Annotated in this window: 12 protein-coding genes; 5 read left to right on the top strand and 7 right to left on the bottom strand. The window is 45.7% G+C overall.

Annotated features, from left to right (window positions below; all coding sequences use genetic code 11):
• Nucleotides 1-6 precede the first annotated feature (6 nt).
• Both HOP38_RS01575 and HOP38_RS01570 read left to right on the top strand, forming a co-directional pair.
• Nucleotides 7-2412 (top strand): glycoside hydrolase family 94 protein, encoded by a 2406-nt coding sequence (locus HOP38_RS01575; RefSeq protein ID WP_198557290.1) that lies wholly within the window; start codon nt 7-9, stop codon nt 2410-2412.
• A gap of 60 nt (nt 2413-2472) precedes the next feature.
• Nucleotides 2473-3885 carry a phosphoglucomutase/phosphomannomutase family protein gene (locus HOP38_RS01570; protein WP_198557289.1) on the top strand — a complete coding sequence of 471 codons (1413 nt, stop codon included), beginning with the start codon at nt 2473-2475 and terminating at the stop codon, nt 3883-3885.
• A 209-nt stretch (nt 3886-4094) separates the two neighbouring features.
• Here HOP38_RS01570 and HOP38_RS01565 read toward each other — a convergent pair whose 3' ends face one another.
• The 6 genes from HOP38_RS01565 to HOP38_RS01540 form a co-directional block, all read right to left on the bottom strand.
• Nucleotides 4095-5126 (bottom strand): ABC transporter ATP-binding protein, encoded by a 1032-nt coding sequence (locus HOP38_RS01565; RefSeq protein WP_198557288.1) that lies wholly within the window; start codon nt 5124-5126, stop codon nt 4095-4097.
• Nucleotides 5126-6751 (bottom strand): ABC transporter permease, encoded by a 1626-nt coding sequence (locus HOP38_RS01560; protein ID WP_198557287.1) that lies wholly within the window; start codon nt 6749-6751, stop codon nt 5126-5128. Before HOP38_RS01560 ends, HOP38_RS01565 begins: the two co-directional genes overlap by 1 nt.
• 83 nt (nt 6752-6834) lie before the next feature.
• Nucleotides 6835-7845, bottom strand: a complete 1011-nt coding sequence (locus HOP38_RS01555; RefSeq protein ID WP_038229082.1) for a Fe(3+) ABC transporter substrate-binding protein — start codon at nt 7843-7845, stop codon at nt 6835-6837.
• A gap of 136 nt (nt 7846-7981) precedes the next feature.
• Complete coding sequence (locus HOP38_RS01550; RefSeq protein WP_038229081.1) at nt 7982-9211, bottom strand: ammonium transporter; 1230 nt, start codon at nt 9209-9211, stop codon at nt 7982-7984.
• Between the two features lie 18 nt (nt 9212-9229).
• Nucleotides 9230-9568 carry a P-II family nitrogen regulator gene (locus tag HOP38_RS01545; RefSeq protein ID WP_038229080.1) on the bottom strand — a complete coding sequence of 113 codons (339 nt, stop codon included), beginning with the start codon at nt 9566-9568 and terminating at the stop codon, nt 9230-9232.
• A gap of 207 nt (nt 9569-9775) precedes the next feature.
• Nucleotides 9776-10147 (bottom strand): YacL family protein, encoded by a 372-nt coding sequence (locus tag HOP38_RS01540; protein WP_031494037.1) that lies wholly within the window; start codon nt 10145-10147, stop codon nt 9776-9778.
• Nucleotides 10148-10240: 93 nt separating this feature from the next.
• Between HOP38_RS01540 and HOP38_RS01535 the strand changes: the two genes are divergently transcribed.
• From HOP38_RS01535 to HOP38_RS01525, 3 genes are all read left to right on the top strand, one after another.
• A complete protein-coding gene (locus HOP38_RS01535) occupies nt 10241-11383 on the top strand; it encodes a sugar diacid recognition domain-containing protein (RefSeq protein ID WP_198557286.1) in 1143 nt (380 codons plus the stop codon).
• Nucleotides 11384-11544: 161 nt separating this feature from the next.
• Nucleotides 11545-12810, top strand: a complete 1266-nt coding sequence (locus tag HOP38_RS01530) for a GntP family permease (protein ID WP_031495021.1) — start codon at nt 11545-11547, stop codon at nt 12808-12810.
• A gap of 9 nt (nt 12811-12819) precedes the next feature.
• Nucleotides 12820-13959, top strand: a complete 1140-nt coding sequence (locus tag HOP38_RS01525; RefSeq protein ID WP_198557285.1) for a glycerate kinase — start codon at nt 12820-12822, stop codon at nt 13957-13959.
• A gap of 88 nt (nt 13960-14047) precedes the next feature.
• Here the strand turns inward: HOP38_RS01525 and HOP38_RS01520 are convergent, their stop codons facing one another.
• Nucleotides 14048-15187, bottom strand: coding sequence for an arginase family protein (locus HOP38_RS01520; RefSeq protein ID WP_006075617.1), 1140 nt, complete (start codon nt 15185-15187; stop codon nt 14048-14050).
• Nucleotides 15188-15274: the final 87 nt, after the last annotated feature.

Raw genomic sequence — 15274 nt, 5'->3', positions numbered from 1 at the left:
ATAGACATGCAATACGGCTATTTTGACAACGAGAATCGTGAATACGTCATCACTCGTCCCGATGCTCCTGCGCCATGGACCAATTACCTTGGTACTGAAAAATTCTGTACTGTGATTTCTCATAATGCCGGTGGCTACTCGTTCTACAACTCACCGGAATACAATCGAGTCACCAAATTCAGACCCAATGCCAGCTTTGACCGCCCAGGGCACTATGTGTACCTACGCGATGATGAAACCGGAGACTACTGGTCTATCTCTTGGCAGCCTGTAGCAAAGAGTCTCGACGAGGCTCAATATGAGGTTCGTCACGGTCTTTCTTACTCGAAATTTAAATGTGACTATGCGGGAATAGAGGCAACCAAAACCTTGTTTGTTCCTAAGGGTGAAGATGCTGAGATTTGGGATGTTGTCATTCGTAATACCAGTAATAAGCCTCGCACTATCAGTGCCTTTTCTTTTGTTGAGTTCTCATTCAGTCATATCGCCTCTGATAACCAAAACCACCAGATGTCACTTTACTCAGCAGGCACCGATTATAACGATGGTGTGATTGAGTATGACTTGTTCTACAACACCAACGATTTTGAAGGCTTCTACTATCTAGCATCAACCTTTGAACCCGATAGCTACGATGGTCAAAGAGATAATTTCCTTGGTGCTTACCGAGATGAATCGAACCCTATTGCCGTTGAACAGGGACGTTGTTCGAATCAAACGCAAACCTGTTATAACCATTGCGGTTCCCTGCATAAACAATTCACTATTCAGCCAGGAGAAGAGGTTCGTTTCGCTTACATTCTAGGTATTGGCAAGGGCAACGGGGCCAGACTTCGCGATAAATATCAAAACCTATCTGAAGTGGATAGTGCCTTTGAGGCCATCAAGGCTCACTGGGAGACACGCTGCGCGAAATTCCAAGTCAGCTCTCCGAATGAAGGCTTAGATACCATGTTGAATACTTGGACTCTGTACCAAGCTGAAACCTGTGTGGTTTGGTCTCGCTTTGCTTCATTTATCGAGGTGGGAGGTCGCACTGGCTTGGGGTACCGAGATACAGCCCAAGACGCTATGGCCGTCCCTCACTCTGCTCCTGAAATGACTAAAAAACGCATTGTCGATCTGCTTCGTGGCCAAGTTAAGGCTGGCTATGGCTTGCACCTGTTCGATCCTGATTGGTTCGATCCAGAAAAAGCGGACGTTAAACCTTCTAAATCACCGACGGTAGTACCAACACCTAGTGATGAAGATAAGATCCACGGTATCGCAGATACCTGTTCTGATGACCACCTATGGTTAGTGCCAACTATCTGCCGCTATGTGATGGAAACTGGTGAAATGGACTTCTTCAATGACGTCATACCTTACGCAGATGGTGGTGATGCCACTGTGTATAAGCATATGAAGGCAGCGCTTGATTTCACAGACAAACATGTTGGTGCTACTGGTATTGCAAAAGGTCTGCGTGCCGATTGGAACGACTGCCTCAACTTAGGCGGAGGAGAATCCTCCATGGTGGCATTCCTTCACTACTGGGCGCTGCAAGAGTTTGTCGACTTAGCTCGTAAATTGGGGCAACTTGACGATGTGGCGCACTATGGGCAGATGGCGAAAAAAGTTCAAGATGCCTGCGAGACTCACCTTTGGGATGAGGATGGTGGTTGGTACATCCGTGGTATTACCAAAAATGGCGATAAAGTCGGAACCAACGAACAGACCGAAGGCAAGGTTCATTTAGAATCAAACACTTGGGCGGTAGTTTCGGGTGCTGTCTCCGAAGAACGTGGTAAGAAAGCCATGGACGCGGTCGATGAATATCTCTACTCCGATTATGGCTTACATCTCAACGCACCATCTTTCGCCACTCCGAACGACGATATTGGCTTCGTTACTCGGGTTTACCAAGGAGTAAAAGAGAACGGGGCAATATTCTCTCACCCTAATCCATGGGCTTGGGTCGCCGAAGCTAAGTTAGGACGCGGTGATCAAGCGATGAAGTTCTATGACGCTCTAAATCCGTATAACCAGAATGACATGATTGAAACTCGAGTTACCGAACCGTACTCCTATGTGCAGTTTATTATGGGACGTGACCATCAGGATCATGGCCGCGCCAATCATCCATGGTTAACCGGTACCTCAGGATGGGCTTACTTTGCCGCGACTAATTACATCCTTGGGGTTCGCTTAAGCTTTGACGGCCTTATCGTTGACCCATGCATTCCAACAAGCTGGCCTGAGTTTGATGTCACTCGAGAATGGCAAGGCGCAACTTACCATATCAAAGTTACCAACCCCAACCATGTCAGCAAAGGCGTCACAAGTATCACCTTAAACGGTGGCGATATTGAAGGTGCTATTCCTGCACAACCTGCGGGTAGCGTTAACCAAGTCAACGTTGTTCTCGGCTAATCAAAAGCCTGAGTTGACCATAATAATGAGCCCTGCGGGGCTCTTCTCAAGGAGCAATGTATGATCAAATTTGGAACAGGCGGGTGGCGCGCTTTTATTGGTGAAGAGTTCACTCGTGATAACGTCAAACTGGTAGCGCAAGCGCTGGCTAACATCATCAATGATGAAAACGTCGCAGAACGAGGATTTATCATCGGCTATGACCGACGTTTTTTATCGGACAAAGCGGGCCGCTGGTTTGCCGAAGTGCTAGCCGCGAACCAAATCCCAGTGCACTTTATCAATAAGTTTGTGCCAACGCCTATCGTTATGTTTAAAGCCAAGAGCATGAACTGCGCTTACTCGGCTTGCATCACCGCATCTCACAACCCTGCTGATTACAACGGCATTAAAGTATTTATTGAAGGTGGTCGCGATGCCGATGAAGTGATTACTGAAAAGATAGAGTCTCAAATCGCGACCTTAACTACTACGGAGGTCAAATCTATCGACTTCGAGCACGCCGTGGACAAACAACAGATCATCGAAATAAACCCAATGAACGAGTTTGTCGATTCAATCATTGAGCTTATTGATATTGAATCCATTAAAAAAGCTAATCTACGCGTGTTGATCGACCCTATGTTTGGCGTAGCCAAAAATGCACTACAAACTGTACTGATTAACGGTCGCTGTGATGTCGATGTGATTAACGATGGGAAGAACCCTGATTTCGGTGGGCTTATGCCATCCCCTAGTGCTGCAACCCTATATCGCCTGAAACACTTGGTGGCAGCAGAAGGGTACGATATTGGTATTGGTACTGATGGCGACGCTGATCGCTTAGGGATTATTGATGAAGAAGGTAATTTTATTCACCCTAATGAAGTCTTAATGCTGCTTTATTACTACCTTCTTGAATACAAAGGTTGGAAAGGCTCAGTAGTGCGTAACATCGCCACAACCCACTTACTCGATAAAATCGCACAGAGTTATGGTGAAAAGAGCTTTGAGGTTCCCGTAGGCTTTAAGCACATCAGTGCCCAAATGGAGGCAGACGACTCATTAATCGGCGGTGAAAGCTCCGGCGGTTTAACCATTCGTGGCCATATCAAAGGTAAGGATGGCGTGTTTGCTTCTAGCTTATTGGTGGAGATGCTTAGTGTCACCAACAAAAAGCTCTCTGAACTACTTTATGAGATCTATAGCAAATACGGTTATGCCTACACGGCAGAAGGTGATTGCACCTTCAAGCCGGCTCAAAAGGACAGCCTTTACCATAAGATTTATGTCGAAAAGTCTCTGCCTGAGTTCGATTATGAGGTAGAGAAAGTCAGCTACTCCGATGGAGCAAAAGTTTACTTCAAAAACGGTGGTTGGGTCATTGCTCGCTTTTCTGGTACCGAGCCACTATTGCGTATTTTTTGTGAGATGGAAGATAAATCGCAAGCAGAATATGTTCTTCAGCAGATGAAAGACTTCTTGTCTTTATAGTCTCTGCGTCCGCGTCTTCTTACCGTATATTGGGTTGAGTCACCTTTCAATCCAAGTAAATAGTGAGAAGCTCCCTATAGGTGAAGAACATTTTGCCCGGTGACTGTCGCCGGGCTTTTTTGTACCTAGTCATTGGGGATGCCACTTTATTGCAAGAGAGTGACCTTTCGTGCGTATTTGAGCAGAGCAAATGAACTACACTTGAGTAATTAGGCGAAAGCCACAATACCTTGTGACTCTACGCTCACAGCCACGTTCTGGCCGACATCCAAGGCTTCCATCGAAGTACCCAATACCTTAGTACCCTCAATTTCTACCACATAGCGACAATGATCACCCATGAAGTGCTGCTCAAGAATAGCGATCGAGCTGCTATCTGAGGCCCTTAACTGAACGTGCTGCGGTCGAACAAGCAACTGGCATTTTGCTCCCTGATCAATCAAGGTGCATGACGATGCTTCTATCTGACCAATGGCCGTATTAAATGTAGAGCCTGACAAGTACGTTGCGGCTAGATAGCTTCCGCCACCTAAAAAGTCAGCAACGAACTTGCTCGATGGACAGAAATACAGCTCTGATGCTGTACCGTACTGCTCAATCACACCTTGGTTCATCACCGCCATTTTATCGGCAAACGCAAACGCTTCTTCTCGACTGTGAGTCACAAAGATGGCTGTTACACCCTGCTTTTTGAAAATCTTGCGGATCTCTCGAATCAGCTCATGTCGTACTTGTGTATCGATATTAGAAAATGGTTCATCAAGCAGAAGTAGATCGGGTTTATAAGCTAAACTACGAGCAATGGCGACACGCTGCTGTTGTCCGCCCGATAGCTGATGAGGATAACGATCGCTAAACTGATCCAAATGGACCAAACTCAGCATCTCCTCGACAATCGCGTCTTGTTCTTGCTTAGCCATTCCCTTTAGACCAAACGCTACATTTTGAGCTACGGTTAAGTGAGGAAATAGCGCATAATCTTGAAAGATCATACCGATATTACGCTGCTCTGGCGCTAGCCATGTCTCACCATTGTCGATCATGCGCTCACCAAGCGTCATCACACCTTGAGAAAGAGGCAATAAGCCTGCCACCGCTTTGAGTAGCGTGGTCTTTCCGCAACCACTCGCGCCCAACAAGCAAACAATTTCACCTTGTTCAACCTGAAGCGATAAGGACTCTAAAATCGTCTGACCATCATATTGGCAAGATAGGTTTTTGATAGACAAAGCCGTAGTCATTAGTGGTTTTGCTCCAGTGAACGGTTAACAATAATAAGAGGTAGTAGGCCGACCAACACTAACAATACCGCTGGCATCGCGGCAAGTTCTAAGTGCTCGTCAGAAGCAAAGTTGTACACGTAAGTAGCCAGAGTCTCGAAATTGAAAGGACGCAATAACAGGGCTGCATTAAGTTCTTTCATGGATTCGATAAACACCAATAAACCAGCGATCAACACGCCCCGTTTAATAAGCGGTAAATGCACTCGAAGCAGCATTTGGTTCTTCTTACATCCCATAGTGCGTGAAGCCATATCAAGAGACGGCGATACCTTACTTAAACTGGTTTCAATACTACCGATAGCAACGGCAGAAAAGCGCACCACCATTGCAAAAACAAGTGCAAACATGGAACCAGAGAAAATCAATCCAGGGCGTTGCCAATCCATCCATTTAGCAAAATCGTTGACGCTGTGATCCATAAATAACACGGTGACCATAACCCCAATTGCCAAGACGGTTCCCGGTACGGCATAGCCAAGCGAAGAAGCGCGCATAAAGACCACACTTTTTCTATTTGGTGCAAGCCTACGATAGAAGTTCACGACGATAGCAACAAAGACACCAATAATCGCTGCCATCAATGACACTTTGAGGCTATTCATAGCATAGGTCTGAAATTCTTCGGTCCAGCTTTGTGCAAAATACTTGTAGGCGTAAATCATCAACTGACCAAGCGGCAAGATAAATGCAATCGACACTAGGCCCCAACACCAGAACAGCGCTAACCATTTTTTCCAGCCCGATAGCTCATAGCGAAAGTCTTCGTGACTGTTGTATTGGCTTTGAAATAGCTTTTGCTTACGTCGACTATAGCGCTCGGCGCCGAGTAACAACACGATCACCACCATCATCATGGCCGAGATCTTCGCAGCAGCACTTAAATTAGAATACCCCAACCAAGTGTCGTAGACCGCCGTGGTTAAAGTACTCACGGCAAAATAGCTCACGGTACCAAAATCGCCTATGGTCTCCATCGCCACCAATGACAAACCAACGGCGATAGATGGTCTAGCGAGTGGTAATGAAATGCGCCAAAAGCTTGCCAACGGAGAACACTTTAACAAACGTGCCGATTGCAACAGTGAGACGTTCTGCTCCATAAATGCCGCACGGCACAGCAGATAGACATAAGGGTACAGCACTAGCGACAAGACAACTGTAGCACCTCCAACGGTGCGAATATCAGGAAACCAGTAGTCCCCTGCTTGCCAGCTAAATACATCTCGTAACCAAATTTGGATGGGACCAGCAAAGTCAAACCAGTCGGTAAAAATATAGCCAATGATATACCCTGGCATGGCTAGTGGTAGCACCAAGGCCCACTGCAACACTTTTTCACTTGGCAGTTTGCACATAGCCATCAACCATGCACTAGGAACCCCCAGAAACAAAGAGAGAACCAAGACACCAGTGACCAATTTGACCGTATTTAAGATGTAGGTGGGCATCACCGTCGCAAGAAGGTGCGAGAAGAGATCACTTGATTCACCAAGTGCAGTATAGAAGATCGCTAAAATAGGCAAAACCAGTAGCAGAGTAAGTACTCCACTACTGGTTTTCCAAACATCATTTTTTTCTTTCATTGCCTAAACATACAGCAGGCGACACGAAGTCGGAAGTTCTTAACCAGAATAACAAAGGGGGTATTATACCCCCTTTCTATCGATTATAGGTCGAACTTAACTTCGTCTAACAATTTGATTGCAGCACTGTGATATTCAGCAATCTCATCAAGCGAGATTTTATCGGCTTTGAAATCACCCCATGATGCCACAAGCTCAGAGCGCTTAACGCCTTCTTTTACCGGGTACTCATAGTTAACTTCTGCATACATTTGCTGAGCTTTGTCGCCTGTTAAGAACTCCATTAGCTTCAATGCGTTGTCTTTGTTTGGCGAGTATTTCGCCATCGCCATACCACTGATATTTACGTGAGTACCCGTTGTGTTTTGGTTCGGGAAGTTAATGTATACCGCATCAGCCCAAGCTTTTTGCTCTTTGTCATTAACCATCTTACCTAGGTAGTAGCTGTTACCTAGAGATACGTCACACAGGCCTTCGCTGATCGCTTTCACTTGAGCGCGGTCATTGCCTTGTGGTTTGCGGGCTAGGTTAGCTTTTACGCCTTCTAGCCACTCTTTTGTCTCCGCTTCACCGTGGTGAGCAATCATAGAAGACACAAGAGATACGTTGTAAGGGTGCTTACCGCTACGAGTACAGATTTTGCCTTTGTACTCAGCGTTTGCTAGGTCGATATAATCAAAATCATTACCTAGTTTGCCTACGCGGTCACGAGAAGAGTATACGTTACGAGTACGCAGTGTTAATGCAAACCACTCATTCTCTTTATCGCGATATTGAGCAGGAACGTTAGCGTTGATTACGTCACTATCTACCGCTTGAACTACATCCTTGTCAGTCAATTCCGCTAGACGGCTAATATCTGTTGTTAACACTACGTCAGCCGGGCTGTATTCGCCCTCTTGCTGAAGTTTTTCTGCCAGACCTTTCTTAGCAAACTTTACGTTTACTTTAATGCCCGTTTCTTTAGTGAACTCGTTAAACATAGGCTCAACAAGGAAAGGTTGGCGGTAAGAGTAAACGTTGACTTCTTCAGCGGCCATCGCTGGTGCTGCAAAGCTAGCTGCAATTGCTGAAAGAGTTAGCAGTTTTTTCATCGTTTTAGTTCCTTTAATTCATAATGAGAACGTTTATCAGTTGCGTTATTATATTCATATTAATTCTGAAAACAATGATCTGATATAAAAAAACCTGCCATAAAAGGCAGGTTTTGATTAAACTTGTAACAAGATATTACTTAACACTTACGAATTCCGGATAAGCACCCACACCACAATCGTGCATGTCCATACCCTCTAATTCTTCTTCTTCTGTTACACGAATACCGATTGTCGCTTTCAGCACTGCCCAGACTGCAAGACTTGCCGCGAATACCCAACCGAAGATAACTGCTGCACCTAAAAGCTGAGCACCAAACGTTGCATCGCCGTTACTTAGTGGCACTACCATTAGGCCGAAGAAACCACACACACCGTGAACAGAGATAGCACCAACCGGATCATCAATCTTAAGCTTGTCTAGGCCAATGATGCTGAATACGACTAGCGCACCGCCTACTGCACCAATAGCTACTGAGTACACAGGTGAAGGAGATAGAGGATCAGCAGTGATAGCAACAAGACCCGCTAACGCACCATTGAGAATCATAGTTAAGTCAGCTTTACCCCACGTTGTTTTACACACTAGCATTGCTGCAATAGCACCCGCTGCTGCTGCTGCGTTAGTGTTAAGGAAGATTTGACCTACCGCTGTCGCGTTCTCAAAATCTGAAACCATTAATTGAGAGCCGCCGTTAAAACCGAACCAGCCTAACCATAGGATAAACGTACCTAGAGTCGCTAAAGGCATGTTTGAACCTGGAATTGGGTAGATTTCACCATTCTTGCCGTACTTGCCTTTACGAGCACCTAGCAACAGAACACCAGCTAATGCAGCCGCTGCACCCGCCATATGAACGATACCTGAGCCAGCAAAGTCACTAAAGCCTGCTTCTGATAGGAAACCACCACCCCAAGTCCAATAACCTTCCATAGGATAAATAAATGCCGTTAGTACGACAGAGAAGATAAGGAAAGACCAAAGCTTCATACGCTCAGCAACCGCACCGGATACCACTGACATTGCTGTTGCTACGAAAACAACTTGGAAGAAGAAGTCCGACTCTAGAGAGTGGTCTGCACCTTCACCTTGAGTGCCGATTAGCGCACCAAACGATGGTAGCCAGCCGCCTTCGCCATTATCCACATACATAATGTTGTAACCCACAATGAGATAACAAGTACATGCGATAGCGTACAAACAAAAGTTTTTGGTTAAAATTTCAGTGGTGTTTTTTGAGCGAACTAGGCCAGCCTCTAACATGGCAAAGCCTGCCGCCATCCACATTACGAGCGCGCCTGAAATAAGAAAGTAAAAAGTGTCTAGCGCATAACGCAGTTCGCTGACTGTTGTTGCTAATTCCATAATATGTTCTCCAATCCCTTAAAGTGCTTCAGCATCCATTTCGCCCGTACGAATACGTACTGCTTGGGCCAGGTCGTACACAAATATTTTTCCGTCGCCAATCTTGCCGGTTTGAGCCGCATTAGTGATAGCTTCTATAACTCGGTCTACGTTGTCTGCGTGCGTTGCAATTTCCAGCTTCACTTTCGGTAGAAAATCCACTTGATACTCTGCACCGCGATATAATTCTGTGTGACCTTTCTGACGACCAAATCCTTTGACCTCAGAAACTGTCATCCCTTCAATGCCTACATCTGCAAGTGCTTCTCTTACATCATCCAGCTTGAATGGTTTAATGATTGCGTTAATAAGTTTCATGGCATCCCCTTCGCCTTTTTATCCCTGTTGCTTAGAACAGCAATCAAGGTGCGTGCCAACTTTTTAACCCATTGAAATATAAGGATTCGAGTTTTATATGTTATAAAAATGAAAATACCTTGCACTTTATTGGTGCAAGGTATTCACAAAAATAATGCGTTAAATGTTATTAGCACTAAGAATGTGCAAAATAACCGTATTATCCACTTAGCGATTATGTATAAAGCGCTCCCACTGCTCGATAACAGACAAGAAATCCTCCAAACCGCACTCACTGTAGCTTTCACTTTCATACAGTGAAAACTCTTCTTCGGACTCTGTTAACGTCTCAAAAGCTAACGTATTTTCATACACATGGACTTCAGACTCGAGAATACTCAAAGAAATCTCTTTGCCCTGCCACTTGTGTTCATTACCAGAAAATTGTGACGCTTTCGATAGCAGTGCTTTTATTTCCATGATGGTGCGGTCGTCGGTACTAACTTCTTCTTGAAGTAATCTAGCGATCACTTCTTGACCCATTTCGCACTTCACCAGATATTCACCAGTGAAACTGTTTTTAATAAACTCGAATTCCATCACTTTTTCTCTCTGTAAACTCGCGCCGATTATACCTCAGAATCACTAGCAATCAGGTATACTCAACAACAATTCCTTAGAAGAGCCAATACAATGCAACTTAACTCTCTCATTGCTAAGCAAATTGTTGATCGTGCAAAAAAGATCATTGCCTACTCCATTAACGTTATGGATGAAAATGGCGTGATCATTGGCTCAAGCGATCCTAGTCGACTGCATCAAACACACGAAGGTGCACTGTTGGCCATTCGTGATAACCGCACGATTGAGATCAATGACTCTGTTGCCTCCACTCTTTCTGGCGTAAAAACTGGTATTAACCTCCCTATTATTTACAGCGAACATGTTATTGGCGTAGTGGGTATTTCTGGGACACCGGAAGAGGTAAGAAGCTACGGTGAACTGGTTAAAATGACGGCTGAGCTGATCGTCGAACAAGCGGCATTAATGTCTCAGGTCCAATGGAATAAACGTCATAGGGAAGAGCTGCTGCTACAACTTATCGAAGGCTCGAGCTTGAATGATGGCCAGTTGCTCTCCATTGCTCAAAGGCTGGACCTCGATCTTTCCCAGCCAAGAGTCGCCACTGTTATTAAAGTAATTCCACGCGCAGGCGAACCAGTCACACTAGAACACTTACAAAAACTGGTTCATCTATTGGAACACCCGGAGCGCGACAATATAGTCGGTATTGCTTCAGTTTCTATGAATGAGATCGTGGTTCTTAAGCCCGTGACTATTGTTAATCACACTTGGAATCGTAAAGAAGAGCAGAAGCGAGTCGCTAAACTGGTAAAACGCATCGACAATGAGTGTGACTTTTCGATTCAAATGGCGATTGGTGATTATTTTTCGGGGCTAATCGGCCTTGCGCGCTCATATGAAACGGCCAAAGCAACGATAGAAAGTAGTACCAGTAATGATGATGCTGTCATGTTCTATCAAGATCGCAAACTTTCGGTACTGGTCAGCAGTATCAAACAAGACCCATGGCGAGCTACTCAGCTTAAAGCGCCCATCGAGAAATTAATGGCAGCCGACAGCAAACAGGTCCTATTGAAAACCCTGAGCACCTTTTTTGCTCAAAATTGCGATCTGGCTCAAACTTGTGAATCCCTCCATATTCATCGTAACACTTTGCGATACCGCCTAGACAAAATACAACAAGAAACAAATTTAGATATCAATAAGTTAGATGACAAAATCCAGCTCTATCTTGCGTTAAAATGTTTGTAAATATTACGTTAATTTGTGCATTTGCACAAATTAACTATTAACCACAATGATAAATTCGTCAGTTCGCATAAAGAAAATCCTCTCCTGAATAGCTAATCTTCCGCTCATAAAGGGTGCAAACACCCAATAAAAAAATTATTAAATTAGCGGAAAACTAAACCATGATTGAAGTCTCTACCTTAGGCGCACTCGCAGCTCTTGTTGTTGCCATTGCCCTTATTCTCAAAAAAGTTCCACCAGCTTATGGCATGATCATCGGTGCCCTGATCGGCGGTGTTGTAGGTGGCGTGTCATTAACCGATACGGTTGCTCTAATGATTGGCGGTGCACAAGGCATTGTTACTGCTGTATTGCGTATTCTTGCTGCTGGTGTTCTTGCTGGCGTTCTAATTGAATCAGGGGCGGCAACCTCTATCGCAGAGACCATCGTTAAGAAAGTCGGTGAGACTCGCGCCCTTCTTGCTCTGGCTATCGCCACCATGATTCTGACTGCCGTTGGCGTATTCGTCGATGTTGCAGTTATTACCGTTTCTCCAATTGCTCTTGCCATTGCTCGCCGCGCGGACATCTCTAAAACAGCAATTTTGCTTGCTATGGTTGGCGGCGGTAAAGCCGGTAACGTCATGTCACCTAACCCAAACTCAATTGCAGCAGCTGACGCTTTCAACGTTCCACTAACTTCGGTGATGGCTGCAGGTGTGATTCCAGGACTTTGCGGCATGATCTTCGCTTACTTCCTCGCGAAAAAGCTCGTCAACAAAGGCTCTAAAGTAGCAGAAAGCGAAGTGGTTGCTGTTGATCACTCTAGACTACCGTCATTTGGCGCATCGATTGTTGCTCCACTTGTAGCGATCGCTCTACTTTCTCTTCGCCCAATTGCTGGTATTAACGTAGACCCACTTATCGCGCTTCCATTAGGTGGTTTACTTGGTGCCGTCGTCATGGGTCGTTTTGCTGACACTAACCACTTTGCCGTTTCCGGTCTATCACGTATGGCACCTGTCGCAGTTATGTTATTAGGTACCGGTACCTTAGCTGGCATTATTGCTAACTCTGGTCTGAAAGATGTGCTTATCGATTCCCTAACTGCATCAGGCCTTCCTTCTTATCTATTGGCACCAATTTCAGGTGCAATGATGGCGCTTGCTACCGCTTCTACTACAGCCGGTACCGCCGTTGCGTCTAGTGTGTTTAGTTCCACAATTCTTGAGCTTGGCGTTCCAGCATTAGCCGGTGCAGCCATGATTCACTCAGGTGCTACCGTATTGGATCACATGCCACACGGTAGTTTCTTCCACGCCACTGGTGGCGCTGTGCATATGGATATTCGCGAGCGTCTCAAACTCATTCCTTACGAGTCTGCGGTTGGTCTAGTGATCGCCTTTGTCTCTGTAATGATCTTTGGTGTGTTCGGTCTATTTGTATAAGGTCCTATTATGAAAATTATTATTGCTCCAGATTCATACAAAGAAAGCTTAACGGCCATGGAAGTTGCCGAAGCGATCGAAACCGGTTTTAAGAAAATCTTTGCCGATGCTGAATACGTCAAACTTCCAATGGCGGATGGTGGTGAAGGTACGGTTCAATCATTGGTTGATGCTACTGAAGGCTCGATTGTTACTTGCCAAATTACTGGCCCCTTAGGTCAGCAAGTTGAAGGCTTCTACGGCCTTATGGGGGACGGTTCAACAGCTATTATTGAAATGGCTGCGGCGTCAGGCCTACATCTGGTTGAACCTGAACTACGCAACCCGCTTGTTACCACAACTTATGGAACTGGCGAATTAATCAAAGCGGCGCTAGAGCGCGGTGTGAAGCACATTATTGTTGGTATTGGCGGCAGCGCTACCAATGACGGTGGTATAGGTATGGCGCAGGCTCTTGGTGCTAAATTGCTGGACCAACAAGGTAATGAACTTGGCTTTGGTGGTGGAGAACTCGATAAGCTAGCCAGCATTGACCTATCAGGCCTTGATGCTCGCCTGAAAGACATCCACTTGGAAGTCGCGTGCGACGTTGATAATCCTCTGTGTGGTCCTAAAGGCGCCTCGCACGTGTTTGGCCCACAAAAAGGCGCAACACCAGAGATCGTGGCAACTCTCGATAGCAACCTTGCGCATTATGCCAATGTCATCAAAGCTACTAACGGTCGTGATGTCATTGATACCGCAGGCGCCGGTGCTGCTGGTGGCCTCGGAGCAGCGCTACTTGGTTTGTTTGATGCATCACTACGTCCAGGTATCCAAATTGTGATGGATGCGGTGAACCTAAGCGAAGTGGTAAAAGATGCAGACCTTGTGATTACCGGTGAAGGCCGAATTGACAGCCAAACCATTCATGGTAAGACGCCTATCGGTGTGGCACGTACTGCGAAGCAATACGACATTCCTGTGATAGCCATTGCAGGTAGCACAGCAAAAGACTGCGCAGTGGTTCACGAACACGGTATTGATGCAGCGTACAGCGTAGTACTAGGTGCGACTGACCTGCCAACCGCCTTGAAAGAAGCGGCATTCAACGTTGAAATGACCTCTCGTAATATTGCAGCGGCAATGGCGATGAACTTCAGCAAATAATCCGCTTTAGAAACACAAAATGCCCACTCAATTGAGTGGGCATTTTTTATTATCATTCCTACCGTCGCGTTAAGCGCAAGAAATGCTATTAGAACTCGATGTTACGACCGAAGCTCATTGGCCATTCTGTTGGGTTTTTCTTACCTTCGCGGATGTGGCGACATTCAGCTAGCCATACTAGAAGCTCCCAACCAAATGCAGCAGTAAGCAGCGCATCTTTCTCGTCAGAGTTTTTCTGAGGCGCAAACTCGGCAATATCAGCACCCACTAAATTAATACGCTTAGTCGCGCGAAGTTTACGGAAGATGTCGTAATACATGCGAGCAGAAACACCAAATGGATCTGGGCTTGAGTTTGCACTGTGATCAAGAAGATCTAGGCCATCTAAGTCAAAGGTTAGGTACACCGGACGACCGTCACCTTGTTTCTCAAGGATCTGTTCTACGATGTAATCCACGCCTAAATCGTAAATTTCATCAGCCAAGTAGAAGTTACCGCCAATCGCCTTCGCTTTGCCTTGTTGAGATGCACACCAGCGACCGCGCATACCCATGCTGACACTGGTCGTTGGGTCGATAGCACCTTCTGATGCTAGGCGGCAATACCAGTTACCTGAATATGACTCGTAATCAAAGTCAGCACGTGTGAGTAGGTCAAAGTGACCATCAATATGAATAAGTGAAACCGGACCGTGCACTTTCGCCAGTGCCGCAGGCCCCGGGTAAGCAACAGTATGGTCGCCACCAAAGAAGAATGGAGTACAGCCGTGGTTGATCACCATGTCATCAACCACTTTCTGCGCATTGCGCATTTCTTCATCTAAGTTGAACTGACCAAGGCCATCCCAGTTTCCGTAATCGATGATGTTACATAGTTCAAATGGCATCGTGCCATCTTGGTGAATAAGGCCCATACCAGTTTTAGAGGCATCACGAATCGCACCAGGACCAAATTTATGACCACCAGCATTTGGTGAACACTTATCCATGGTCAAGCCATACATAACAATGTCCGCGTTTTCAAAGCTGTTCACATAAGGTGCGCCAAATGCACCAACATGCTCTTTACCCAGTAAACTGAATGCTTCTACACCTTGTTCCGCCATACGCTGCTGCATTGGAGCGATGTCTTCATTGATATAAAAGTCTGCATCCGACTTATTCCAATAAATATCTTGGTAAAGTTCGAGTTTCTCTTTTGAAATTTCTACACGTTTTGGCTTGAACATATTGTTGTCCTCATTGTTTTTTCTGCTTTTCAGCGATGTCTATATTGTATCCACTCACCTCGCTTACTATAATTACATTTCCGGCCA

Source organism: Vibrio mediterranei, from assembly GCF_013364395.1.
Classification (GTDB): Bacteria; Pseudomonadota; Gammaproteobacteria; order Enterobacterales; family Vibrionaceae; genus Vibrio; species Vibrio mediterranei.
This window is presented reverse-complemented; position numbering and strand designations above follow the sequence as displayed.

What these genes read in the sequence shown, in the direction of transcription:
- HOP38_RS01575 (WP_198557290.1), top strand. Translation starts at nt 7, where the DNA reads ATGCAATACGGCTATTTTGACAACGAGAATCGTGAATACGTCATCACT.
- HOP38_RS01570 (WP_198557289.1), top strand. Translation starts at nt 2,473, where the DNA reads ATGATCAAATTTGGAACAGGCGGGTGGCGCGCTTTTATTGGTGAAGAG.
- HOP38_RS01565 (WP_198557288.1), bottom strand. Translation starts at nt 5,126, where the DNA reads ATGACTACGGCTTTGTCTATCAAAAACCTATCTTGCCAATATGATGGT.
- HOP38_RS01560 (WP_198557287.1), bottom strand. Translation starts at nt 6,751, where the DNA reads ATGAAAGAAAAAAATGATGTTTGGAAAACCAGTAGTGGAGTACTTACT.
- HOP38_RS01555 (WP_038229082.1), bottom strand. Translation starts at nt 7,845, where the DNA reads ATGAAAAAACTGCTAACTCTTTCAGCAATTGCAGCTAGCTTTGCAGCA.
- HOP38_RS01550 (WP_038229081.1), bottom strand. Translation starts at nt 9,211, where the DNA reads ATGGAATTAGCAACAACAGTCAGCGAACTGCGTTATGCGCTAGACACT.
- HOP38_RS01545 (WP_038229080.1), bottom strand. Translation starts at nt 9,568, where the DNA reads ATGAAACTTATTAACGCAATCATTAAACCATTCAAGCTGGATGATGTA.
- HOP38_RS01540 (WP_031494037.1), bottom strand. Translation starts at nt 10,147, where the DNA reads ATGGAATTCGAGTTTATTAAAAACAGTTTCACTGGTGAATATCTGGTG.
- HOP38_RS01535 (WP_198557286.1), top strand. Translation starts at nt 10,241, where the DNA reads ATGCAACTTAACTCTCTCATTGCTAAGCAAATTGTTGATCGTGCAAAA.
- HOP38_RS01530 (WP_031495021.1), top strand. Translation starts at nt 11,545, where the DNA reads ATGATTGAAGTCTCTACCTTAGGCGCACTCGCAGCTCTTGTTGTTGCC.
- HOP38_RS01525 (WP_198557285.1), top strand. Translation starts at nt 12,820, where the DNA reads ATGAAAATTATTATTGCTCCAGATTCATACAAAGAAAGCTTAACGGCC.
- HOP38_RS01520 (WP_006075617.1), bottom strand. Translation starts at nt 15,187, where the DNA reads ATGTTCAAGCCAAAACGTGTAGAAATTTCAAAAGAGAAACTCGAACTT.